The sequence below is a fragment of the Bradyrhizobium sp. 87 genome, assembly GCF_023073015.1.
GTDB classification, from domain to species: Bacteria; Pseudomonadota; Alphaproteobacteria; order Rhizobiales; family Xanthobacteraceae; genus Bradyrhizobium; species Bradyrhizobium canariense_D.
In genome coordinates, this window is the sequence record NZ_JADPIQ010000017.1 from 15,660 (window position 1) to 40,115 (window position 24,456).

Here is a 24,456-nt window from a genome sequence, read left to right on the forward strand (position 1 = left end):
CTGTCCTTGGTCCTAGGACAGCGGACGAGGGCGAATCTGTGTGAAAAGTCAAGACCTCTTATATTGCTGAAGCTCGTGAGCCTTGAGCAGGCCAAAAATGAGGGCGACGCGCATCTTGGGGAGGCTGCGCATAACGATGACCCGTACTCAGTACGCAGCCTGGAATCAGCCCTTGGTATCAGCAAGACAGAGGTCAATGCGTCGATTAACCGGAGCATTTCGTCGGGACTTGCGGTCAAAGATCGGGAAACCGGCCAGGCAAAGCCCAACCGCCGCAATCTCTATAATTTCGTGGTGCACGGATTGAAGTTCGTTTTCCCGGCTAAACCGGGTGCGATGACCCGGGGCATCCCCACCGCCTTTGCGGCCGCCCCGCTTAAAAATCTTCTGATCAGCGCAGGAGAGTACATTTACGTCTGGCCGTACGCCAAAGGCAAGGACATGGGGCAGGCGGTAGACCCGCTGTTTAAAAGCGTACCCCAGGCCACTCAAAAAGACGATCGCCTGTACGAGTATCTGGCCCTTATCGATGGTGTCAGGCTTGGAAATCAAAGGGAGGCTGGGCTCGCGGCCGAGCGTTTATCGGAAAGGCTTCTCAGAAAACGACCACCGTTAAAGGCCAATTGCTTCATATGTGCAAACGGTCGCGCCGTCTTTGGGAGATGAACTGCGCGAGCGGCTGGTGTTTGTTGGCGGTTGCACAACAGCCCTTTTCATTACGGACGAGATCGTTCTCGAAGGCGTTCGGGCAACCGACGACGTGGATCTGATCGTTGATCTCGTCGGACATGCGCAATGGGCTCAACTGCAAGACCAGTTGCGTCAGAAGGGGTTCGTGGAATCTCCGGAAGACGAGGTCATTTGCCGCATGCGGCTCGGCGACCTCAAAGTCGATTTCATGCCGGATGATGAAAGCATTCTCGGCTTTAGCAATCGCTGGTACGCCAAAGGCATCGAGACGGCGGTCACGTGTCACCTGAACGAGACATTGAACATCAAGCGCCTCACGCCGGAACTGTTCGTGGCGACAAAGTTGGAAGCATATCTCGGCCGCGGCAACGACGATCTCCTAGGCAGCCGTGACATCGAGGACATCCTTCTCGTCGTTGACGGGCGAGAGGAACTCGTGGCTGAAATCCAAAACGCAGACGATGATGTTCGCTGCTACATTGCAGAGAAGTTCAAAGCGCTCTTAGGTCATGAGGATTTTGATCATTTTCTCGACGGCAATATCAAGGGACCTGAAGGCCGGGTCGATAGGTCGATATTGTACGAGAGCGCTTTGTCGCCATAAGCCAGAGCGATGCTGGCGAGCAAGAGGGGAATGGAGATCAATAGGCGCAGTGAGCAAGGAAAGAGGACGCGCGATAACCGCGATTGCGGCGGAGTCGGAGTGCGCGCCGATGCCGTGTTATGTCTCCTTCTCGACGGTTCAACCTCTGCCCCAACAAGCGGTGACCTTGCCCGCCAGATTATCCGCGATGTCATAGACTGGTACGTCGCCACAGACGAAGCCGCAATGGCAGAAAGCCTCAGCCGGCAATTGCGCCGCACTCATCGCAGTTCGGCGATTTCCGCGAGACAGCGTGAGCTACGTGCTCGCCCAACGTGGTGAACCAACGCCTGCGACTCGCCTCGGTTTCGCCCGCGCTGCTCGAGGTCTATGCCGACGAGGGCATGTCGCTCGAGCAGTTGATGGCCTTCGCCGTCACCGCGGATCACGGCCGCCAGGAGCAGGTCTAGCAGACCATCTCCGGCTCTTGGTAGAAAGAGCCTTATCAGATCCGCCGCATGCTGACGGAGAAGTCGGTGCGCGCCTCCGACCGTCGCGCCATGTTTGTTGGCCTAGATGCCTACGAGGCAGCCGGTGGCGTGGTGCTGCGCAACCCGTTCCAGTCCGACGACGGCGGCTGGCTCGAGGACGTCGCTCTGCTCGACGGTCTGGTCGCTGAGAAGCGAAAGGCAGAGGCGAAAACGATCGCCGCCGAAGGCTGGAAGTGGATCGAGCTCCCAGGGTGCGAAGCTCATCGGCCAGTACGACAGCTCAGCGCTTTGTCGCTGGGTGGCATCCGACCGCTCGCCTGGACCTGCGCGGCAACACGCGCTTAGCCCTACGTATCTTGCGGCCGAGAAGTCGATTGGATGACTCCAGTTCTCATGTGATCCATCGTGAAATCCGAACCTGCCATCGGATTACTTGATCTCCGTCACCAAACGATTGCGTCCCAACGATACTGCGTCGGCCGCACAAATGCTGACCTCCAGTGGATAGGGACAATGACACTCTCAGAAACGAACTTTCGCTTACTTCGAACAAGCAAGAATGTTGTTTTGACTCTTGCGGCGGCGTCTCTCGCGTCGAGTGGGGCACAAGCTGCTGACCTGCCAATTAAAGCCAGAGCAGTGGAGTACGTGAAGGTCTGCTCACTGTACGGCGCCGGCTTCTACTACATCCCTGGCTCGGACACTTGCATCAAGCTTGGCGGATATCTGCGCACTGACTTTGTCGCGAATAGCAACAGCGATTTTGACCCGGCCGCCAATGGCGTAGCGGGAGCACGCAACCGTTTAGGCAACAGCTACACTTGGCGCGCTCGTGAAGGACTGAGCATCGACACGCGCACCGCGACTGAGTACGGCCTCCTTCGCACCTATTTCTCGGGCGTGTTCACCTGGACGTCGGGCGGCTATACTGGCGCCGGCACGAGCGCCGTCAATGGGGCGACCGCTTACACAACGTCGACCGCTTCACAGGTCGCTGGTGGTTCGCTCGGCGTCTACTCCGCCTTTATCCAGTTCGCAGGCTTTACGATGGGTAAGGCCGTCTCACAGTTCTCGGCGCCCTGGACCAACTATCCAGGCAACGAGTTCGATGATCTTCCGGGCGGCGGCGGATGGGTCACCGGCGTGAACCAGTTCACCTATACCGCTGACTTTGGACAAGGCATCACGGCCGCTTTCTCAGCCCAGGATCAGGTCGCCTACGGCACGACCAATATCTGGAATGTAAGTGGAGCAACGGCGGCTGCCCTCGCGACCGGTGCGTACGGTACTAACAACATCGGCGGTTCATCGTCTCCAGACCTCATCGCGATGGTTCGTATTGACCAGGGCTGGGGTCTCTTCCAGGCGTCGTTCGCGGCGCACGACAACCATGCTGGGTACTACGGTGGCGACGAAGCGACCGGGCATCCGAACGACAAGTGGGGCTGGGCTGCTGCTTTGGCCTTGTCAATCAAGAACATCCCGACTGGAGCCGGTGACACGATCAACGTGTCAGGCGCTTATACCAACGGCGCGACCCGCTACAACTTCAACGATTTGATGCCAACCACCTACGCGATGTACGGCGGCGCGGGGCTGGCAGGTGCTTATCAAAGCGTCGGCCTGGCGGGCTTGTCTGACTCCGTGTTCGTTGCCGGTGCGGGCCAGGAGCTAACCAGGACGTACGGCTTCCATGCTGGTTACACACACAACTGGGATCCTCATTGGAATAGTGCCATCTACGGCGGCTGGGGCGCCGTTCGGTATAACAGCGCAGCGAAGGGCTACATCTGCGGTGCATTCGTAGCCAACCTTGCGCTGTCGAGCGGCAATGCTGGCTGTAATCCTGATTTCAACTATGGGGTTGTCGGCGTCGTCACGCGCTGGACACCGGTCAAGAACCTGACCTTCACGGCAGATCTCGCCTACACCATGCTCGACCAAAAGTACGCGAGCGGAAGTACAGTGACACTGCCTGTGCAGTCTGCGGTCGCCAAGCCGGCGGCTCTCTACGAATTGAAAGATCAGAGCACGCTGACCCTGCTCTTGCGAGCTCAGCGGAACTGGTGAGGCTCTGTCTAAACCAGCGGAAGGAGAAAAGAGGGCTCAAAAAACGAAGTTAACCTCCAAGGAGGCCTCCGGCATGCCCGCCGGGGGCCTTCTGCAAATAGTATCTAAATCAGAGCTGAGCATACGGCGGCTTTCAAACGGCGTTGAAGGACCCTTTTTCTTGGTCCAGACGAAGGGCCGAGCGTCGTCGTTGTGGGCTTTGCTCTCACGTTCAAGAAAAGCGGGTGCTAGGTGAGATCTTCAGCAAGCTGGAATGCTGCTACGACAATCTTATGCCGTCTCCGCAAGGGCGGTCTTCTTACAAAGACGAACGAGCCACCGGCAAAAAGCGCGAGACATTTCGGGATTATCGCCTCGGTCGACAGCATAGGCGCGATACTGCATGCCGCTGGGAGTGCGCGATCGTGGAATCACATTGAGAGCTCCACCACGTACCAGGTCACTTACAATGATTTCGGGCGCGACGAGAAGACATTTGCCCGTCATCACCGCCGGCAGGGCCAGGTAATTGTGATCATATCGCGCTCCCGATTTTATATCTTTTGGGGTCAGGTTCATGGCCCGAAGCCATGTCGGCATTATGTCAGGCCGGGATGTGATGTTCAGGATGGGTACTGTGCGAACAACCGGGAGGCTCTTGCCATCGACGTGATTTGGTGAGCCCACACATACGAGTTGCTCGTTGTAGATTTCCCAATCATCTGCCGGCTCGATGACGGAAAGATCCCGTGTGATCAAAATGTCGTAATCGTCGGACGACGTCGGTTGCGAAAGTGAGCTAATCACATCCACAACTACGCCGCCCATTTCATTAGAAAAAGCTTGGAGATTTGGAATCAGAAAGGCGTAAGCGAAAGTCGAGAGTGACGTGCGGACTACAATCCGATTGGTGTCCCGACGATTCCGTCGGCGCATTCTCTTGGCGGTGAAGCAAACGGTATCTAGCGGTTCTGCAACCGTGTTCGCAAAAAGCCGCCCGAATTCCGTCAATTCGCTACGCCGGCCGCGACGCTGCATGAGGTCACTGCCCAGATACTCCTGCAGCACGGCGAGGTAGCGGCTGACCGAACTCTGGGTCATTCTCAAGGCGCTAGCCGCGCGGGTTACGCTTCCCTCGCGCGCAATTGTGACGAATACCCGGATCGCATTGAGTGGCACTTCATCCGTTTCGGTAGCCATTTTGTGCTCCGGAATTTCGGGCATGCCCGTCAGTTCTCGCAGGAGGGCATTGCCAGAAATCAATCGTCCATCACATTATTCGATGATCGTAGCCGGGTTACTAGATACCAACTGCAGGTCGCGCGCGAAAGCGATTTCGCTCGGACGCGGTGCAATCCGTGCGAACGAGCTCACTTCTAGGTGCGCACATTGGTTTCCAAAGGCGCGACGAAATCGTGCCGTTAAATCGGCTGGCGTGATCGTTCTTTGCGCAGTCATTCTTCTGGAGGAGAGTGGCGTTTACAGCAATTGTCGAACAGCAAAAACTGCGACCGAGCAGAGCTCAGACGCAATGACGCCGTCTTGGACAAGAGATCTAGCGAAGGAAGCGAGCTTCGGCCGCCTTGACGCTATCCACGTTCTGGAGGTCGAAAATCTCTTCGACCGGCAGAATATCCTTGTGGACGTTCTGGACGCCGCCATCGGCAATGATTCGGCGGAAGGTTTTTCTCATCGCAGTTGCAGCAGCGCGGATACCGTAATTGCCGTAGATCATTACGCGGATATTCCCGAGTGCTTTGACCCGCTCGGCGTCGAGATCCGGGTAGGCGTTCGGCACGATTGCTAGCGGCACCGATCCGCCCCAGGCGTGCGAAAAGCTTTCGATCTCTGATGCATCCTTCTTTTTCGAATGGATCAGCACCATTTCGGCGCCGGCCTCTTCGTAAGCTTTTGCTCGGTGCAGAGCTTCCGTTTCGCCGAGACCCGCAATCAGGGCTTCGGTGCGGGCGATCACGAGAAAATTGGGGTCTCGTCTTGTCGCAACAGCGGCCTCGATCTTGCCCTGGAACTCCTCGATGCGGAGCAGTTCCTGGCGTCCGCCAGCCATAAGGCTTGTCACTTTCGGAAAGGTTTTGTCTTCGATTACCACAGCGCTGGCGCCAGCTCGCTCGTATTCGTGAACGGCGTGGATCACGTTGATTGCATTGCCATAACCGGTGTCAATGTCAGCGATGATCGGCAGCGTCGTGCGTCCAGCGATCGAGCGCAGCATGTCGAGATGCTGGGTCATCGAGATCAGGCTCATATCGGGCAGACCGTAAAGCGCGGAGAGTTCGAAGCCCGATGCCCATAAAGCATCGAACCCGGCCTCTTCGGCCAGCAGAGCCGAAAGAGGGCTATGGGCGGCCATGACATGGATGAGACCGGTCTCGTCCAGGCGAGTACGAAGGCGTTTGACGGAGGACATCGGAAAATCCTTCTTTCGCGGATACGGCTCGCCATCACTGGGCGCGGTCACCTCAGGCACTCTGATCGCGCAATTGGGCCGCGCCAGCGGTCATGATCTTAGCTTTTTGGGGGGCGGACGACATCTGAGTCGGTCTTAAACGAGAGACAAGAGTCAGCACCTAAGTGAAAAGCGGAAATCTTGCCGGTTTCTAATTGCTCTTAAGCGGGCCGACCAATGGTGTGATCGCATTCTTGCGATCTAATGATCAACCATCTCGATGATGGCGTCGTGTCTCGTTGCACCTCAGAGCTGGTCAAGAAGCTAGGGGGGACATCGTTTCCGCGCGACACTTGATCACTCGAGACCATGTTGGTTGCGCTAACAGTGAGAGCGCTGATGACGTTTTAGTTGGGCAGCGTCCTCAGCCCAACCGGGAGCGACCCAGTTCCGAGGAGGCACCGTTCTCTGCCCGGAAGCCTCATGTCATCTCATCTGCTCACGTGAACATCGACTTAGTCGATGAATGTCATCGCAGCGTAGCATTTCGCGGCTCTAACGTCGGACACGTTTGGCAAGCACGAGATCAGCGATGCTAGCTTTCGACCGCTGCGAGGATCTGCTGATCGCCGCAAGGTCAAGGCTATGCGTTCCGTACTGATTGAAGCGAATTCCGGGAGACGGTGATGACCCGCAGCCATCTGACACGGCGAGAGGCTTTGACTGGTGCGGTCGCAGCAGGTTTGTTGCCGACCGCGAGCGCCGTCTGGGCTGAGAGCGACGGCAAGAAACCAGCCCGGCGGCGATTAAGAGTTGGCATGTCCGGCTTTCCCCGCACGTTTGACCCAGTCATCGCAACCGACACCGCCATTCGGCGGATCATGCCACAGCTGTTCGATAGCCTCATTGCCTTTGACCACACCAATGGGATGGCGCTGCGGCCGGCATTGGCCGAACGTTGGGAGCGAGTCGATGCGCAGTCGCTGCGGCTGTTCCTGCGCAAAGGCGTGGCGTTCCATGATGGAAGCCCGCTGACTGCCGAAGATGTCGCCTTTAGCCTGGGGCCCGACCACCTGTTGGGACCGGGCCGCAGCGGAATGTCCGATGCGCTGCAGTCGCTGGACCGGCTCGACAGAGTGGATATCGTCGATCCCTATACGGTCATTGTCCACGCCAAAGGGAACGACGCGCTGCTTGAGCAGCGTCTGGCCTCCTGGGGAGCGGAGATCGTCAGCAAGCGCGCGTTCATCGCCGCGGGCTCGTGGGAGCGCTGGACGGCAGCTCCTGTAGGGAGCGGCCCGTACAAGCTCCTCAATCACAAGCTCGACATCCATGTCACGTTGACTGCGCACGATGCATATTGGGGCGGACGGCCACCATTTGAGGGCGTCGAATATCGCATTATTCCCGAGCTTTCCGCGCGCGTGAACGGCCTTCTTGCCAACGAGCTCGACATCATCACTGACATCCCACCCGATCAATTCGAGCGTATCGAGAAGCGCGCCGATCTCCAGATCTCGGGCGGGCCAGTACAGAATATCCGCTCGCTCGTGCTCGACCAGAACGATCCAGTGCTGAAAGATGTGCGGATCCGCCGTGCGATGAGCCTTGCGCTCGATCGCAAGCTCTTGATCGAGAGCCTGTGGGCAAACCGTCTGCCGATTCCGAATGGCTATCAACTCGCGAGCTATGGCCACGGCTACATCGAGGATTTCCCCGCGCTGCTTTATGATCCCGATAAGGCCAAGGAGCTGGTCGCTGCGGCGGGCTACAAAGGAGAGCCGATCATTTATCGGCTCCTCAACAACTACTACCCCAATCAGATCTCTGGCGCGCAAACCATGATCGAGATGTGGCGTGCAGTCGGCCTGAACGTCAAAATCGAGATGATGGAAAACTTTGCCCAAGTTCAGCGCCAGCCGGTGCGGGCGATCTTCGACACCTCCAACACGGCGTTGTTTCTGGATCATCTCGGCCATCCCTGGCGTGAATACGGCCCCAGCGGCGCCCTGCCGAAGTCGGTCGGGGTCTGGAGGAACGAGGAATATTTCGCCTTGGGCGCGCAGCTCCAGGAGACCGCTGAGCCCGAGCAGCGCCGTCCAATCGTGCGCCGCATGCTCGAGATCATCAATGAGGTCGATCCGCCCTGTGTGATTTTGCATGTGTCCGGCCAGTTCTATGGCAAGCGGCGCGACATACCCTGGTTGCCGGGGCTGACGCTCGATCTCAATTTCGGCCCATTCAACAGCGCCTTGATCCGGACCTGATTCAGGATGAATGACGCGTTCCTTCGCTTGCGCGCAGCTCCACCACGTGGGCTGCCCGGCTCCCGCAATCCCTACGACGCCGCCCGCGAGGAGCAGCCGCGTCGACGCTGGCAAGACAGGGAGATCAGATGACACCACTTCTTGAGATCACAGGGCTGCAGGTCGCCTTCGACCAGGTGCCGGTGCTGCGTGGAATAAATCTTGGCCTCCGCCGTGGCGAAACGCTCGGCATGGTCGGCGAAAGTGGTTGCGGAAAGTCGGTGACTTGGCTTGCGGCGCTTGGTCTGTTGGGGTCGCGCGCCCGGACGGCAGGCAGCGTACGCTTTGCTGGCGAAGACCTTCTCCATGCTCCCGCCCGTCATCTGGAACAGGTGCGTGGTCGCCGAATTGCAATGATCTTTCAGGATCCGACCAGCGCGCTCAATCCCGTGCGTACCGTGGGCGATCAGATCGGCGAAGCTCTGCAGCTCCATCGTGCGATGGACAGGCGCAGCGCGCTGAACGAAGCGCGTCGTCTGCTGGATCAGGTCGGCATTCCCGATGCGGCGCGACGGCTTGGCGGCTATCCGCACGAGTTTTCCGGTGGGCAGAATCAGCGGGTCATGATTGCCATGGCGCTTGCGGGACAGCCCGACATCCTCATCGCCGATGAACCCACCACCGCCTTGGACGTCACTATTCAGGCGCAGATCCTTGAGCTTCTGCAAGAGATTCAGCGCGAACGAGGCATGGCGCTGGTCCTGATCTCACATGATCTGGGCGTTGTCGCCGAGATCTGCGAGCGCGTGCTGGTGCTTTACGCCGGGCACATCATTGAAGAAGCACCCGCCGTGCGTCTGTTCGACCATCCCACTCATCCATATACACGCGGGCTTGTTGGGGCCCTCCCGAATCTAGACGGGCCTCGGCAGCGCCTCGCCGCCATTCCCGGTGTCGTTCCGAGCCCGGCGGACCTTCCGCCAGGATGTCCCTTCGCGCCACGCTGCGACCTGCGCACGGACCGGTGTGGTGAATGCACTGTCGAATTGACTTCTGTGGAGGATAATGCCGACCACAGAATTGCCTGCCTGCATGTCACCGGCCAGCGGTGCCAGGACGAGACCGTCGCCGCATGACGATGACGGTCGCACCGCTTCTCCAAGCCGATGGGCTTGTCCGACGATATTCCTTGCGCCAGGGCCTGTTTCGGGGCCACTCGACGGTCCACGCCGTCAATGGACTGTCGCTGTCTCTGGCCAGCGGCGAGACGCTCGGACTTGTTGGCGAATCGGGCTGCGGAAAATCCACCGCGGGCCGGCTTCTCATTGGCCTGGAACGACCGGATGCGGGCACCGTCAGCTTCGGCGGACAAGAGTTGCCGCCGATGGGCGATATCCGTTGGCGGCATCTCAGGATGCGAATCCAAATGGTATTTCAGGACCCGCTGGGGGCGCTCGATCGCCGGTTGACGATCGGGGCGCAAATCGCAGAACCGCTCGAAATTCATCGGATCGGCAGCAAGTCCGAAAGAGCGGACCTGATCAATAGGCTCCTCGCTGACGTTGGCCTCAGAACCGATCACGGGGCGCGCTATCCTCATGAACTCTCAGGTGGCCAACGCCAGCGTGCGGTGTTGGCACGAGCACTCGCGACCGATCCGGACCTCATCGTGTGCGACGAGCCGGTGTCCGCGCTCGACGTCTCGATCCAGGCTCAAGTCGTCAATCTTCTGCGTGACCTGCAGGAGCGGCGGCGCATGGCGATGATCTTCATCAGCCATGACCTGCGCGTCGTTCGGCAGATCAGTGATCGCATCGCCGTGATGTATCTCGGCTCGATCGTCGAAGAAGGCTCGCCCGATGCAGTTCTGCGCGCCCCCTTGCATCCGTATTCAAAAGCGCTGGTTTCTGCCGTACCCAAGCCTGGACGGCGTAACGAGCGCACGATCCTGCAAGGTGATCCGCCCAATCCATCGGCGCGGCCCGCCGGCTGCGCCTTCCATCCACGTTGTCCGGCGGCTCTTCCGGCCTGCGCACGGATTGTGCCAGAGCTCACATCCGTAGGCCCAGGACGCAGGGTCGCTTGCCATCTGATCAACAGGGATGGTCTTCAACTTGGGAGCGTCGCCTGATGACCCGCTTCATCATGACTCGGGTGGCTCGCGCCGTGCTCACCATAGCGATGGTCGTCACATTCGCCTTCGTGGTTCTGCGAGCCTCTGGCGATCCCGCTCGCGCGATGCTGTCGCCGGAAACGTCGGCCGACGCAGTCGAGGCGTTTCGCAAGGCTTGGGGGCTCGATGCACCACTCTGGGTCCAATACCTAAAATATCTTCTTGCAGTCGTCCACGGAGATCTCGGCCAATCCATGCGGGACGGGCGTACTGCCGCCACGGTTGTTGCCGAACGCATCCCGGTCACGCTGATGCTCACTGCTCCGGCACTCGCCCTCAATCTTCTCCTAGGCATTCCGGCCGGCATCTATGCAGCCCTCAAGCGCGACAGTTTCACCGACCGTCTGGTGATGATGGTGACGGTAGCGGGCTTCACCGTGCCTTCATTCGTGCTCGGCCTCGTACTCGTGCTCGCCTTTGCGGTCGAGCTTCCCTGGTTTCCTTCAGGGGGCGCCGGCAGCGTGCGCCATATGGTCCTTCCGGTGGTCACGCTTGGCCTTGGCGGCGCGGCCGTTCTGGCTCGTTTCACCCGCAGCGCCATGCTCGAGGTGCTCGGGCAAGCCTATATCCGCACGGCGAGTGCCAAGGGTGTGCCATGGCGCAGAGTCGTGACGGGTCATGCCCTGCCCAATGCCGCCATACCAGTGTTGACCATCGTGGGTTTGATGGTAGGCAACTTAATCGCGGGGACGGTGCTCGTCGAAAGCGTCTTTTCCTGGCCGGGAATCGGCAGTCTGCTCGTCGTCTCCGTCGTAAGTCGCGATTTGGCTGTGGTCCAATGCATCTTGCTGCTGGTGGCAGCCGCCATGATCGCGACGAACCTCGCAGTCGATCTCCTTTACGGTATGTTCGATCCGCGTCTGCGCGATACGCGCTCTGCTGGAGGAGCGTAGATGGCGGAAATGTCTGCCGGACAGATGTCGTTTGCTCACGTTAAGAAGAAGAGAGTACTTCGTTGGCGCAATGTTGCTGTGCAAGGCGCCATCGCTTGGCTCGCGCTCATGCTCGGCATCGCGATCCTGGCAGATCGTCTCGCTCCCTATGATTATGCCGCACTTGATCTTCGGCATCGTCTCGCCGCGCCTATTGGCTTCGGGGGGCACGTATCGCATCTGTTCGGCACCGACGAGCTTGGCAGGGATCTGCTGGCGCGCTTACTGATATCGATCCGGATGAGCCTTTTCATTGCTTTTGGAGCCACGTTGATAGGCGCATGCCTGGGTACCACGCTCGGCTTTCTCGCCGCCCATTTCCGCGGCTGGGTCGAACAGGTCATCCTCGCATGTGTCGATTTCCAGGCCAGCATGCCGTTTCTCGTTCTAGCGCTCGCGGTACTTGCATTCGTGGGTAACTCTCTGCTGCTCTTCGTGGCCCTCCTTGGCCTTCATGGCTGGGAGCGCTACGCGCGCGTCACGCGCGCGCTCGCGATGAGCGCGAACACGCAAGGCTATGTGGTCGCCGTACGCCAGTTGGGCGCAGGACCTTGCCGCCTTTACCTGCGCCACATCCTACCGAACATCGCCTCAACCTTGATCGTCACCATGACTCTTGCCTTTCCGGATATTATTCTGCTCGAGAGTGGTCTGAGCTTCCTTGGTCTGGGCGTGCAGCCCCCGCTCACCTCCCTCGGCAATATGGTCGGCTATGGTCGTGACTATCTGACCCGCGCGCCCTGGATACTCGTCCCCTCTTCGCTGATCATCTCGCTCACCACACTGTCCATCTCGCTGGTGGGGGACTGGCTGCGCGACCGCATGGACAAGACATTATCGTGAAGGCCTCTGTAACTTCCCCTGCTACCCGCCGCGTCATCCTTGTCAGTTTCGATGGGCTCCGTCCCGATCTTATAAATGCTACAGCGACTCCTCATCTTCACAGGCTGCAGCGCCAGGGCGTGACCCTCGGCCGGAATGTCACCGTCTATCCGAGCGAAACGCGGGCGGCGATGCCTAGTCTTGTTACCGGCGCATCACCCGGGCGCCATGGCATGGTCGGGAACCAATACCTCGACCGCGCAGCGGTGCCGTCCCGCTACGTCGACACGGCCGATGACCAGCTGGTCGAAACCCTGGATACGTTGAGCGGCGGGCGTCTCATGGGCGTGCCATCGCTCGGCGAGGTTCTTGCCGCCCACGGCAAGACGCTCGCGGTGCTCGCGTCGAATTCTGCCGGGACGACCCGCTTGTTCAACCACAAGGCGCGCACGCTCGGCCATCCCACAATCTCGGGGCACTTCGCGCGGCTCGCGACTTCCCGATCTCTTCTCGAGGCGCTGAATGCTCGAATCGGTCCTCCCCCGGCGCCCCCGCCTGCAGGAACGCCCGACCTCGCAGCCCAGAGCTATCTGACGGCGGCTTTGCTCGACATCGTCTGGCCACAGCTTCGGCCTGACGTCACCATTCTCTCCTTTGGCGAACCGGACAGCTCGTCTCATTACTGCGGCACGGCAGGGGTACGGACCTTGGAAGCGCTCGCCTGGGCCGACCAGCAATTCGGTCGCGTTCTGGACTGGTGGGAGGCTGAAGGGCGGGGGCGGGACGTTCACATCATTGCCGTCTCCGATCATGGGCACGTGAGCGTCCATGCGCAGGCTGACGTTCACCAAGTGCTCAGAGATGCCGGATTCCGTTGCGGCTCGGCGCCCGGACAAGACGTAGATGCAATACTCGTTCCCGGCCAGGTCGGAGCCATTTATCTGGCAGACCCCTCGGAGCTGAAGATCCGGCGGGCCGTCGCAGCAATGACCAAAGCGCCGTGGTGCGGACCGATCTTCACCGCTGGACGAAATGACGTCGACGGCATCGCGCCGGGCAGTTTTGCGCGCCAACTTGTGATGGCAGATCATGCCCGTTCCAGCGACATCCTGTTCTCCTATCGTGCCGATAGTGAAGTCGATCCATTCGGCCTCATCGGCCGAACCTGGAGCAACGACGCGCTGATCGGACTGGGAGTACACGGCGGCTTGCATCCTAAAGAGATGGCGGCGGTCGGCATTCTCGCCGGACCTGCCTTCCGCTCGGGCAGCCTTTCAGAAGTTCCGTCGGGGATCTGCGACATCGCGCCGACCATTCTGCATCTTCTGGGAATTGTCGCCCCTAGCCAAATGGATGGGCGCGTCCTCAACGAGACGTTTGCGACATTCCCCCAGGCTGCACCCGCTTCAGTCGTAGAGACCGTCTATGAAGCAAGCTCCTCCACTTACCACCAGGTCTTGCGCCTCATACAGGTAGGAGCCGTAGGCTATATCGAAGGCGGCTTTGCAGAAAGCGCCGCGTGAGCCTGGTGGCTTTCCGCCTCGTACATTTTGCAGAATTTAGCCGTTCTATGCCATCGGCTCCTTCTCACCCGTCTGCCCATCCGGGCTTACGGCCAGCGAAGACCAATTCACTAAGCCCGATGGTCCAATCTCGCTCGGGGGCGCGGCGCTCATTCCTGAGCAGGGCGCCGACCAGCGTTGATATAGACGACAACTTTGTGGATGGGTTTGATAGTTGTGGCGCTCCCGGCCCGCGAGTCCTGGCCGAGGCTCGATTGATGATTCTGTGCGTCTAAAGCGCGAAAAGAATATCTGCACCGGGGCGACATCGGTAGTGATGCCTCATTCTCAGTCGCTATCCATACGCCCGCTGGCTCAGCCTTCTCGGTAGGTCGAAGATGAGAGGCGCGGGTCTCAACGACCGGTCCGGATCGTCTTGAGAATTGGTGTGGGTGAGTCCTGGCAGCTCCGTCAGGAAGCCATGGACCCCGCTTCTGATCCGTTCTGGGGATTCCTGGAAATCCCGATGGGCAGACGTTGTGCTCCGCGTGTTGCGAGAACGAGTGTCAGGAGGTACTGCAACTGAATTATATCCGGAATCGACTGCCCGCTACTTGCGGTGGCGAGCTTCTTTGCGGGGCGGGTGACGGCGATTCGCGCAAAGAAAGCGCGTTTTCGGACAAGTTGCGACGAGAAACGGCGTCTCAAGATAGATAAGAGCCCCCGGAGATCCTCCGCGGTATGCAGAATGCTCTGCGCGCGGCTTCAGCGGGCCGTCTGAGGCGCCGCGGGAGCGGCGCCGTATGGGGTCGAATTCCTCGTTCGATATTGGCGTTTTCAGGTTGGGAGGCCAAACGGGGAGCTGACTGATGCGAGATTTCCGTATCCCAATGCAACGCCACTCATCTGAGATTCAGGACTGACGTGTTTCTCGGCACCACTAGAAAGAGTCCATTTCGGTATCTCTGTGACCAGAATCATTGCCTGGAAACCCTCAGGCCAAGCTCTTGGAGACGGAAACGTGGCTGACTATTTTGAGGTCGATTTTTTAGATGTCGAAGCAAAGAGCAGCGGTGACGCCATTTGCGTTCGCTATGAGTTGAATAATCAGACCTTCATTCATGTCGTCGATGGAGGCTATCAATCAACCGGCGAGAAGGTCGTCAACTTTCTTAACAAATACTACGGGAAGCCGAGGCGGATCGATCATGTCGTGGCGACTCACAACGATGGCGATCATGCGGGAGGCCTGCAGCGCGTCCTGGAGGATTTTGAGGTCGGCGCGCTTTGGATGTTGCGACCCTGGCGTTTTGCTGCAGAGCTTCTTCCTAGGTTCAAACGCTTCACGACCTCTCAAGGGCTGGAGACAGCCTTGAGGGAGGCTTATTCCAATCTAGTTGCTCTTGAAGAGATCGCCCTCCGAAAGAACATCCCGATATATGAACCATTTCAGGGTAGCACCATTGGTGCTTTCCGCGTGATGGCTCCGATCCGTTCGCGCTTTCTGGATCTGGTTGTCTCCTCCGACAAAACCCCCGAGGAGAAAGGGTTGCTCGAGATCGCGCGCGATGCGGTTATTCGTGTGGCGAAGGAGGCCGCCGCGCTCGTCAAGGCAGCTTGGGGTGACGAATATTTTCCCGCGGGCGAGACGAGCAACGAAAACGAGATGAGCGTGGTTCAGTATGCCTATCTCAATGGTTGCAAAATCTTGCTTACCGGCGATACTGGACGCACTGGGCTCAAAGAAGTCATCGACTATGCACCTTTGATCGGATTGACGTTGCCCGGCATTGATCGATTCCAGGTTCCTCACCACGGCGGGCGCCACAACGTTTCGACCGAACTGCTGGATCAACTCTTGGGTGAAAGGAAGGCGGCCCAGGGCGGTAAGACAACCTTCACCGCGGTAATTAGCTCGGCTAAAGCCGATGAGAATCATCCGCGCAAATCCGTTGTTCGAGCTATGCACCATCGTGGGGCGCATGTCATCTCAACCGAAGGGTCAGACAAGCGAACTGCCAAAGACGCTCCGGAACGCGATGACTACAGCCTCGCCGAATGCTTGCCATATCCCGACAGACAGGAAGACTGAGACTTGCGTTCGCATCTCAGGGTGTCCCGGCGATCCATCTTTTTGTCGAATGGCGTTCGTGTTGGCCGAAGGATAGCGAGCCGGTTCTCTCGCTCTTTGCCGCGGTGCGAGCCCCCAGATAGGCAAGAACAATGACTAAGAAGGGCTCGAAAGAGAGATCTCTCAAGGATCAGAACACTACTTCCTTAATCACCATCCTGGTCGTCAACATCGCTATTTTCGCGATTGCGCTTAAGACTGATCAGCTTGTTGCAGCCGATTATCAGGAGATGCTGAAGCATTGGCAGGCGCTTATACCTGCTGGATTGGGGGCCGTGCTCATCGGAGTGATTAACGGTTTGCTTGATATCCAAACCAAGGCCAGATTGGTGTTTTGGCGTTGGCACGATCCCCTGCCTGGATGTCGGGCGTTTTCTTACTATCTTCATCGCGATGCGAGAATCGATATCGGGACACTCAAGACTAACGTGGGGCCGTTTCCCACCACGTCGAGCGAGCAAAATGCTCTTTGGTATAAGCTCTACAAGTCGGTAGAGGACGATCCGCGCGTGCTGCAGGTCCATCGCATGTTCCTGCTGACGCGCGACTATGCCGGCATTGCGTTCATGCTGCTGATGGTCTTTGGCGGAATCGGCGTAGTGACCATGCAGACATATAAGACTGCGCTCGTATTTGCGGCCGCGCTCCTCGCGCAATTTGTCCTCAGCGCAATAGCGGCAAGGAATTATGGTGTGCGTTTTGTAAATACCGTACTCGCTTTAAAGGCGGCAAGCCGCCGGCCAATCTAGCGGCGAGCTGCGAAAGCTTCGGGATCAGAACGCCGCATTCGTTGGCACGGGCAGTAACCACGCGACGATGCGCGTTGGCTGTTGCTCATCAGTGGATGCCCATCTTGCGAAATATTCAACCGCAATGTAAGGTCGTTTAATTTATAATATCAACTGTTTGTTGGCGGCCGGTTTTCGGGCTGATGGTGGGGGGACTTCATGCGCGCGTTTTGCTTGTCCATAATCTTCGTGACCTTCGTTTCAGGCGAGGCGTTTGCCTGGCGTTGCGGTGAGCCAGGAGCGCCGAAATGCCCAGGGGGCCTATGCGTTCACGACCTGACATTGGCGAGCGACTACTGCGCTCGAGGTCTCATCATCGCCGACAGCCCATCGGGACCGACTATAGAGGTCGCTTCACCCAAGGCCAGTGCACTGCTGCGCCGTTTGCGGGCCAAACCGATCGTAGGCAACGAATAAAGTTCCGATTGTGGGGGCGACCATGTTGGAGCGATCGTTTATTCTTGTCGCGCTGGGCTGTACGCTGACAGGCTGCGGACTCTCCTATTCGCGGCTACCAGAAGTGTGGGATCAGGCGGGAGACCCCAACGCTACGCGGGATATGGAACGCCAGGTCAAGAACGCCATCTACTGCGAACTGAAGTTCGGCCGGGACGAAATCCGCAGACTTCCGGTACCCGTACGGTTAGTTAACGGGAAGCAGGTCTCCACCGCGGAGGACGCCTACATGCCGGGCTCCTGGGGCGTCCTCATTCAACTTACGCTGCAGGCAGACGAGAAGAGTTCGGTGACACCAGGCGCGTCGTACAAGATGCCGCTCGCCAATTCGCAGACTTTCACCTTCGGTTTGGGTGGACAGCTTTCGTCCGAAAATCTGCACTCGCATAAGTATAATTTCTACTACTCCGCAAATGATCTGGCTGAGCCGATGATAGGCAGCAGCTGCGCTCCAGGCTTCCCTCTCGGGCCTCGGTCGACCAGCTCGCCGTTCGTGGATGCCTCAAACCTCGGTATCCGGGAGTGGCTCGTTGACGCGGTCCAGGTGATCGATTTCCATCGGTCGTCACGCGCGACCGCGAATGGTGAGGGGCCGCCGCTTGGGGTTGCCGGCACACAGTCGGATTCGTCGCAATACGACAACAAGTTCATCATCACGACGGATGCGAGTATGGCCGCGACATGGAGTCTTGTTCGGCTGTCGACGCCGTCCAGTCCCTTGCTCGATGCTAGCCGCACCAGGACGCACGAGCTCCTTATGACGCTGGCGCCCGGAGCCTCGTCTTTCCAAGCGGTCACCGATAAGCGAGGGAAGGTGGTCGGGAGGATCGTGAACGGCCCATCGCAAGCGGCCGTCGATGCGCACAACGCGGCTCTGATCGGCAGCGCGGTCGCGAACGCGCTGAGACCTCAGTGAGCGCGAAGGATCTGTGCCACCCACCTGGGCTCGTACCTACAGGGTTCAATCAGATCCCCTGACCCGCGATCGAGTCGCGGAGAAGGTCATAGAATTGATCAGCAAGCGTGGAGCTGCTTATGAAGATTTGGCGAATTTTTGAACGGCTCGCGCACTGGGTGGCCCTTCTCTTGGGTATTGTCGCAATCGTCGCGATCGGTGTGATTATCGGCCACCCTGCGGAGAAAAGCGGCAACCAGCCGAACTTCGCCGGTGCTGAGCAGCAACAGAAGCGTCTGGCGGTCTTTCTCGATGGGACGTGGAATAGTGTCGATAGCAACACGAATGTCTGGCGGATGCGGGCCCTGTGCGCCTCGAAAGGGAGAGACGGAAAGCCGCAGCTCGTCTACTACTCGGTCGGAGTGAACGGTTTTCTCGGTGGGGTGTTCGGACAAGGGCTCGATGAGAACATCCGGCTCGCCTACGAGTGGCTCATAGAAAATTACAACGACGGCGACGAGATCTACATTTTCGGCTTCAGCCGCGGCGCATACACCGCAAGAGCCTTGGCTGGATTGATCGCCATCGACGGCATCCTCAAGGCTGGGTCGCCCATAGGCGTCAGCGAGCTCTTCGAGCGCTATAGGAAAGGTGACGAGGAAAGTATTTGGACTTTGAAGGATAAGGAAGCGGCTGGCGACGTCGCCAAGCTGACCGAGCAGGAGAGATGGCTACTCAAGTATGCCCAACCCACGAAAATCAAGGTGATTGGCGTCTGGGACACCGTCGGGTCTGTCGGCTTGGCGGCAGGGAATATCCCCGGCATCAGCCGTTCGTCTTTCGATTATCTTCAGACCGGACTGCGTCTTCCCATCCTGAACGGATATCACGCGCTGGCTATCGATGAGCATCGGAACGACTTTGTTCCCACCCTCTGGGATGTCCACCATCCAAAAGATCCGAAGGCCATCATCGCGCAGCCGCGACCGCTCTCCGGCGTCGAGCAACGCTGGTTTGTGGGCGCCCACGCCAACGTAGGTGGCGGCTACGAGACCGACCTTCTCGCCCAGGCACCACTGCGCTGGATGATGAAAAAGGCAGAATCGCAGGGACTTTCGTTTCGATCAGAGGTCGACTTGGAGGGAAATTCGGTGGTGGCGCCGATCACCGATTCCTACAAGCTCTTCGGCTACGGGATGTACGCCAGGTTCACGCGACCGCTCTACCGGTCGATTGGCCAAGAGCCGGATGTCCGCGACGACGGGAGGCACATCAACATAAACGAGACGATCGACGGCAGCGTGTTTGGGCGCTGGCGCGCCGATCCCGGGTATCGTCCGACCAATCTTGTCGAATGGGCACAACGCAAGAAAGTAGACCCGGCGCAGCTGCAGACGTCCGTGCGGGCCGACGATCCTCATTCAGCCGTGCCCGACCAATAGTCGCACTGGATTTTGATGAGTCCCGACGGTCAAGCGGAGAGAAGCGAACATGCTAGCCCTCGAACCTAACTGTGCCACCGCGTCTTGTCGCATGTACCGACGTTGCTGATAGACCTATTGTTGCCTGAACTATTGTGCTCCCTGACCAGGGGAGCGATGAGGCCGGTCGTACAATCAATAGGAATTGGCGAGCGCGCCGATATCGCGCGCGGTCTTCGGCTGTGGCCCTGGTTGCTCGGCGAAAGGGGCCCATCGGGGCCGTGCTGGACGAAAAGGGGTGCCCTGGATAGCGCCTGTCCTGAACAAGGCGCGGTCAATCGAGGCTCACGTCTACTACCCGCTGGCTATTCAGATCGTATTTGCAGGTAACCACGATGTGCACGATTGTGCCGGATGCGTTCTGGAACTCCGCGTCGGGCTCGACCAACGTCGCCTGTCCGGTCCTCACGAAGTCGTTGCCGCTGTTGAAGTTGCTGAACGAAAAGAAGGGGAACGACGGGGCGCCGTACTTCGCGAGCTTCTTTGCCGCATACTGGCACGACAACGAACTGCGGCTGCTGTCCTTGAAATTGTTCATAAGGTCAGCGTTATCGGAGCACTGGCGCCAGTCGGAGTTGCAGGAGCCGTTCCGCGAGTCGGCGGCCGGCACCGGCTCCGGCTTCTTCGGATGTCCCCCTTCCTCGGCTATCTGCTTGGTCAGGACTGCCTCGCAATCCCGGATCGCGCCGGGCGCCTGGCAAACCTCTTCAGCCAGTTCGGCGGGCGACTTCGACGTAGGGGCGATGGCGTGCTCTTGACGCGCCAAGGCCTGTTCCTTTGCGCCATCGATGGCGGTCACCGGCAGGAACGTAACCACCGAGACTGTCAGCACGATTGCCGCCATTCGGCGGTCGCGGATGTACAGGAAGCGGAGTGGAAAGGCAACGGAGACCAGCCCGATCATGATGCCGAAGAAAGGACAGGTTGCTTGCTACTGTCATCATGGGAAAGGTGCCGAACTGAAGGGAAGGCGGCAAGCTTAGGTTAAAGCGATGAAAGCCATCTTCCGGAATTTGCTAAATGTCTCTCTACCGTAGCCCCGCGCGGGCGCTTGGCAGAGTGTGCCGATGGAACTTGGCCCGATGGCTGCTGACCATGACGACGCGGCGTCCCTACGAGGTGTACACCATGGCCGCCTTCCACGCATTCATCGCGGCGAGGCTCGGCAAGCCGGGGCCAACGGCCGCGGAGCAAGCCGATCTTGCCGGGCCCGACAGCTAACGCCCCGGTGCGACTTGGCTGCCCACCTGCAGTGCCGGTGCAAGCTCGGACCTTAAAGGCGGACCCCGGAGGTTTCGCGGCGGAGCGCCGCCATCTGCGCTGAGATCGCGATCAACCGGCCGGACCCGACAGTGTGTGGTGCCGGGACAGGCCTGCTACCACTGTGCGCTTGATGGATGGCCAGGAGGGATGGTGCCAGGCCGTCTTTGGCTGCGAGCCCCAATCTCTCGCGGGGGCGCTCGCGAAAGGGCGACGTCGAATATCTCGCCGCCGCCCCGTCGATCAGTTTGCTTGTTTTCTCGCGAGCTGGAGGTGTTCGTCTACTCGGAGGGAATTAGGAGTGGGAATGGTCGGCTTACCTCGTCGGCTTGTGCAGCTCGTGAGGACTGGGATTGGGCCTGAAAACCTGATTGTGGAACTCTTGAAATGGCCGGATCGGCCCTATGTTTTGACAAGTAATTGATTTTCCAAGGGAAACCTTTTCTCACGGCGACACTTGTAGGGTGTCAGAAGTTCTCCTATGTTTCTGACAGTGGAGTGAGTGCCATGACCACCCTGAGCACCCGGATTTTGGAAGTCACAAAAGAACTGCCCGAAGGCGCGCCCATCGCTGCCAAGGCACTTTTGCAACTTGGAAAGCGTGCTGCCGTCGATCAGGCCCTTTCGCGTCTTGCCGAGCGAGGAAAGCTCTTGCGCGCGAGGCGAGGGGTATATCTACGTCCGGTCGAAAGCCGCTTCGGGACTAGAGCTCCGTCGGTCGAAAAAGTCATTGAGGAGACCAAGGCGCGCAGCGGTGAAATTATCGTTTCCAGCGGCGCTGCGGCGGCCAACCACCTCGGTTTGACGACGCAGGTACCTGTTCGGCAGGTCTTTCTGACCTCCGGTCCTTCCCGCCAGCTCCATCTTGGCAAGCAAGTTGTGGAATTCAAGCATGCACCGCGTTGGCAGCTTATCCTGGCCAACCGTCGAGCAGGTGAGGTCGTGCGCGCGCTTGCCTGGGTCGGTCCAGAGACTGCAAGACAAGCCTTGCAATCGGTCAGTCAAAAACTGACTCCGATTGAAGCGAACGAACTGAGGTCTGCCGCACCTTCATTGCCGACTTGGCTTGCCAAGCCGGTAAGCGAACTGCGCGTTGGATAAATTTCTAAATCTATCGAATGCCGATCGCCGAGAGGCGCTCGGCGTTGCTGCTTCAAACTCAGGACTACCTGCACATCTTCTCGAGAAGGATGTTTGGGTCGTTTGGTGCCTGAATGCGCTTTTTTCCTCGCCAATGGGCGACCATCTGGTCTTCAAGGGCGGAACGTCCCTTTCGAAGGCTTACGGCGCAATCCGCCGTTTCTCGGAAGACGTCGATCTCACCTACGACATCCGCGCGATAGCTCCGGACCTGGTGAGCGCAAGTGAGGACAATCCGGTCCCTCAGAGCCGCAGTCAAAGCAAAAAGTGGAGCGACAAGGCACGAGAACGCCTCCCAGTCTGGGTCAAGGAAAAGGCGTTGCCCGTAATCAATAAGCGCTTGCAACATGACAAGCTGAGCGCCAAGGCTGAAGCCAAGGACGACAAGATTTTCGTCACGTACGATCCCTTGGAGACTGGTAGCGGCTATGTGAGCCCCGCCGTGATGCTCGAATTCGGCGCACGATCGACAGGGGAGCCGAGCGAACTTCATGACGTCGTTTGCGACGCTGCCCAGTACCTTGAAACTCTCGAATTCCCGACCGCTAAGCCCAAGACCATGAAAGCGGAGCGAACCTTCTGGGAGAAGGCGACTGCGATCCATGTCTTTTGCGTTCAAGGGAAACTGAAAGGCGAACGCTTCGCTCGCCACTGGTATGACCTTGTGAGATTGGACGATGCAGGGATTGCGGAATCGGCAATGAAGGACCGAAAACTTGCTGTAACCGTTGCGGAGCACAAGTCGTGGTTCTTCTCAGAAAAGGATTCTGCCGGGGCGGTCATCGAATACAACTCGGCCGTCGGTGGCGCCTTAAAGCTCGTCCCAGAGGGACAATCGCGAGTCGTCTTGGAACGAGATTACAAGCACATGATCGCGGACGGACTCTTGCTCGACGAGCCCGAGACATTTGATGAACTGATGCGTCGGTGCGCGGACCTCGAGAAATGGGCGAACAAGGTTATTTGAACCAACGTGCGCATCGGTGGATGCAGCCCAGCCATACCGCCATGTTTTGCGTCGGAAGTAAGGTCACGCACGAACGTGCAGCTAGCTGTCGCGCAGGAAAGTGCGGTCACCCAGTCGCGCGACGGTAAACACCGGCCAGCATTACAAAATCTAAATCCCGATTTTGCCTCCAAGCAAGTACGAACATGATAGAAGTGAATGAGCTCCGCAAGTTCGACATTGCACTGAATGAACTGACTGGAGCCGACGCGACCTACACGATGTATTACGACGAGACGAACAATATTCGCCGCCTGCACACCCGTGCGGATGGACTCAATGTGAGGGAGCCAAAATACTTCGTGATCGCCGGCATCGCCTATCGCGGGCCGCCGCGCGAGTTGAATATCGATGACTTGCGACAGCGTTGTCGCATCCAAAAAACCACGAAGGATATTAAGCTTGAACACATAGCCAAGGGCGACTTCTTGCAGCTGTTGGCCGCTCAGAAGCTGGAGTCTTTCCTGCGATGGGTCATCGAGAAGGGCTTCGCTGTTCATTACTCCGTGATGGACCCGCTCTACTGGTCCACCATCGATATTATCGATTCAATTTTGACGGAGTATGAGAAGCATCAACTCCTTCCATTTCATGGTCAGCTCAAGGACGCGCTTTATACGATTCTGCGCTTCAACCTGGCGGACACGGTTGATCTGTTTCGGCGATATTCCTATCCTGATGTCGGAAGCCAACGCCGAAACGACTTTATTTCCGAGCTTCGCGGGCGTCTAGAAGAGCGCGAGCCGCTGCTCGGTCATTTCGAATACATGATGCTCAAGGGCGTTCTTCAGATCGCCGAGAAGCTGGATGCGCTCCCGTACCTTGAGGACGAGCAGGCCAACGTGCTGGTCGAGAGTTTCGGTCCTTTCTATGTTGGGCGGATCTGCTTGTTCAAGAATTCGCACCACATCCTGGATGTGGAAAAGGTGATCGAGGAGTATCTCGGCGCGGAAGTGTTCATGGACGGCGATCGGCGACTCGAAAATTTCCGTTTTGTCGTATCCCATGACGAGCCGGGCGTGCAGGCGTCTGATGTCATTGCCGGGTTGTTGGGCAAGTTCTTTGCTCTGGTTCAAGTGACCGACCGGGATCAGCTCTGCAGCATACGCGAGAACCTGAGCAACCAGCAGAAGACAAACCTCGGTCTGCTCAAGCAATTGCTCGATGGATCGATCGCGGAGAACAAGGCGTTTGCTCACCGAGTCCTGAGCTTCGAGGACCAGCAGCGCGCTGCAATCCTGCTTGGCTGACGACTGTCCTAAAGTTCATATCCGGGCGCCGTCGGTTGCATGAGGCAAGAGACTGCCAGGAAAGCCAATGAACCAACCAACATGATGGACAATGCGACCAGCGCGCCGTCCGTCCACTACAAGACGTACTCGTTTACGCCGGAGATAGGACGTG

20 protein-coding genes and 1 pseudogene are annotated in these 24,456 nt (G+C 58.5%); 18 read left to right on the top strand and 3 right to left on the bottom strand.

The window, feature by feature from the left end; genetic code table 11:
• Positions 1-63 precede the first annotated feature (63 nt).
• The 4 genes and pseudogenes from IVB50_RS03350 to IVB50_RS03365 all read left to right on the top strand — a co-directional run bounded on the left by IVB50_RS03350 (position 64) and on the right by IVB50_RS03365 (position 3,834).
• A complete protein-coding gene (locus IVB50_RS03350; RefSeq protein ID WP_247294279.1) occupies positions 64-666 on the top strand; it encodes a hypothetical protein in 603 nt (200 codons plus the stop codon).
• A complete protein-coding gene (locus IVB50_RS03355) occupies positions 656-1,294 on the top strand; it encodes a hypothetical protein (protein WP_247294287.1) in 639 nt (212 codons plus the stop codon). Before IVB50_RS03350 ends, IVB50_RS03355 begins: the two co-directional genes overlap by 11 nt.
• 314 nt (positions 1,295-1,608) lie before the next feature.
• Positions 1,609-2,010, top strand: a pseudogene (locus tag IVB50_RS03360) (DNA-binding protein); the annotation flags it as partial.
• 267 nt (positions 2,011-2,277) lie between these two features.
• Entirely contained in the window at positions 2,278-3,834 is a 1,557-nt protein-coding gene (locus tag IVB50_RS03365; protein ID WP_247294289.1) for a porin, read from the top strand.
• 270 nt (positions 3,835-4,104) lie between these two features.
• On the opposite strand, the gene IVB50_RS03370 is transcribed toward IVB50_RS03365, so the two are convergent.
• Positions 4,105-5,013, bottom strand: coding sequence for a LysR family transcriptional regulator (locus IVB50_RS03370; RefSeq protein ID WP_247282215.1), 909 nt, complete (start codon positions 5,011-5,013; stop codon positions 4,105-4,107).
• A gap of 355 nt (positions 5,014-5,368) precedes the next feature.
• A complete protein-coding gene (locus IVB50_RS03375) occupies positions 5,369-6,292 on the bottom strand; it encodes an isocitrate lyase/phosphoenolpyruvate mutase family protein (protein ID WP_247294298.1) in 924 nt (307 codons plus the stop codon).
• Between the two features lie 614 nt (positions 6,293-6,906).
• On the opposite strand from IVB50_RS03375, the gene IVB50_RS03380 reads away from it, so the two are divergent.
• The 10 genes from IVB50_RS03380 (at position 6,907) to IVB50_RS03425 (ending at position 19,607) form a co-directional block, all read left to right on the top strand.
• The gene (locus tag IVB50_RS03380) at positions 6,907-8,487 is read left to right on the top strand and encodes an ABC transporter substrate-binding protein (protein ID WP_247294300.1); all 1,581 of its coding nucleotides are present in this window, start codon (positions 6,907-6,909) and stop codon (positions 8,485-8,487) included.
• Positions 8,488-8,615: 128 nt separating this feature from the next.
• Positions 8,616-9,602: an ABC transporter ATP-binding protein gene (locus IVB50_RS03385; protein WP_051113058.1), complete on the top strand. Its 987-nt coding sequence runs from the start codon at positions 8,616-8,618 to the stop codon at positions 9,600-9,602.
• Positions 9,599-10,597 (top strand): oligopeptide/dipeptide ABC transporter ATP-binding protein, encoded by a 999-nt coding sequence (locus IVB50_RS03390; RefSeq protein WP_276577023.1) that lies wholly within the window; start codon positions 9,599-9,601, stop codon positions 10,595-10,597. Before IVB50_RS03385 ends, IVB50_RS03390 begins: the two co-directional genes overlap by 4 nt.
• Entirely contained in the window at positions 10,597-11,532 is a 936-nt protein-coding gene (locus IVB50_RS03395) for an ABC transporter permease (protein ID WP_247294308.1), read from the top strand. Before IVB50_RS03390 ends, IVB50_RS03395 begins: the two co-directional genes overlap by 1 nt.
• Before the next feature lie 24 nt (positions 11,533-11,556).
• A complete protein-coding gene (locus tag IVB50_RS03400; protein WP_247294368.1) occupies positions 11,557-12,414 on the top strand; it encodes an ABC transporter permease in 858 nt (285 codons plus the stop codon).
• Positions 12,411-13,916 (top strand): nucleotide pyrophosphatase/phosphodiesterase family protein, encoded by a 1,506-nt coding sequence (locus IVB50_RS03405; protein WP_247294311.1) that lies wholly within the window; start codon positions 12,411-12,413, stop codon positions 13,914-13,916. Before IVB50_RS03400 ends, IVB50_RS03405 begins: the two co-directional genes overlap by 4 nt.
• A gap of 1,000 nt (positions 13,917-14,916) precedes the next feature.
• Positions 14,917-15,987, top strand: a complete 1,071-nt coding sequence (locus IVB50_RS03410; RefSeq protein ID WP_247294313.1) for an MBL fold metallo-hydrolase — start codon at positions 14,917-14,919, stop codon at positions 15,985-15,987.
• A 131-nt stretch (positions 15,988-16,118) separates the two neighbouring features.
• Positions 16,119-16,775, top strand: a complete 657-nt coding sequence (locus IVB50_RS03415) for a hypothetical protein (protein ID WP_247294315.1) — start codon at positions 16,119-16,121, stop codon at positions 16,773-16,775.
• A 478-nt stretch (positions 16,776-17,253) separates the two neighbouring features.
• Positions 17,254-18,186 carry a hypothetical protein gene (locus tag IVB50_RS03420; protein WP_247294322.1) on the top strand — a complete coding sequence of 311 codons (933 nt, stop codon included), beginning with the start codon at positions 17,254-17,256 and terminating at the stop codon, positions 18,184-18,186.
• A gap of 119 nt (positions 18,187-18,305) precedes the next feature.
• Positions 18,306-19,607 carry a DUF2235 domain-containing protein gene (locus tag IVB50_RS03425; RefSeq protein ID WP_247294325.1) on the top strand — a complete coding sequence of 434 codons (1,302 nt, stop codon included), beginning with the start codon at positions 18,306-18,308 and terminating at the stop codon, positions 19,605-19,607.
• 313 nt (positions 19,608-19,920) lie between these two features.
• On the opposite strand, the gene IVB50_RS03430 is transcribed toward IVB50_RS03425, so the two are convergent.
• Positions 19,921-20,490: a hypothetical protein gene (locus IVB50_RS03430; RefSeq protein ID WP_247294335.1), complete on the bottom strand. Its 570-nt coding sequence runs from the start codon at positions 20,488-20,490 to the stop codon at positions 19,921-19,923.
• Between the two features lie 230 nt (positions 20,491-20,720).
• Here IVB50_RS03430 and IVB50_RS03435 point away from each other — a divergent pair, with 230 nt between their 5' ends.
• From IVB50_RS03435 to IVB50_RS03450, 4 genes are all read left to right on the top strand, one after another.
• Positions 20,721-20,867: a hypothetical protein gene (locus tag IVB50_RS03435; protein ID WP_247294346.1), complete on the top strand. Its 147-nt coding sequence runs from the start codon at positions 20,721-20,723 to the stop codon at positions 20,865-20,867.
• A 546-nt stretch (positions 20,868-21,413) separates the two neighbouring features.
• The gene (locus tag IVB50_RS03440) at positions 21,414-22,007 is read left to right on the top strand and encodes a DUF6088 family protein (RefSeq protein ID WP_247294348.1); all 594 of its coding nucleotides are present in this window, start codon (positions 21,414-21,416) and stop codon (positions 22,005-22,007) included.
• Positions 22,000-23,013 carry a nucleotidyl transferase AbiEii/AbiGii toxin family protein gene (locus IVB50_RS03445; RefSeq protein ID WP_247294350.1) on the top strand — a complete coding sequence of 338 codons (1,014 nt, stop codon included), beginning with the start codon at positions 22,000-22,002 and terminating at the stop codon, positions 23,011-23,013. The genes IVB50_RS03440 and IVB50_RS03445 overlap by 8 nt, the downstream gene beginning before the upstream one ends.
• 185 nt (positions 23,014-23,198) lie before the next feature.
• On the top strand, positions 23,199-24,302 hold the full coding sequence (locus IVB50_RS03450; protein ID WP_247294352.1) for a DUF3800 domain-containing protein: 1,104 nt from the start codon (positions 23,199-23,201) through the stop codon (positions 24,300-24,302).
• Positions 24,303-24,456: the final 154 nt, after the last annotated feature.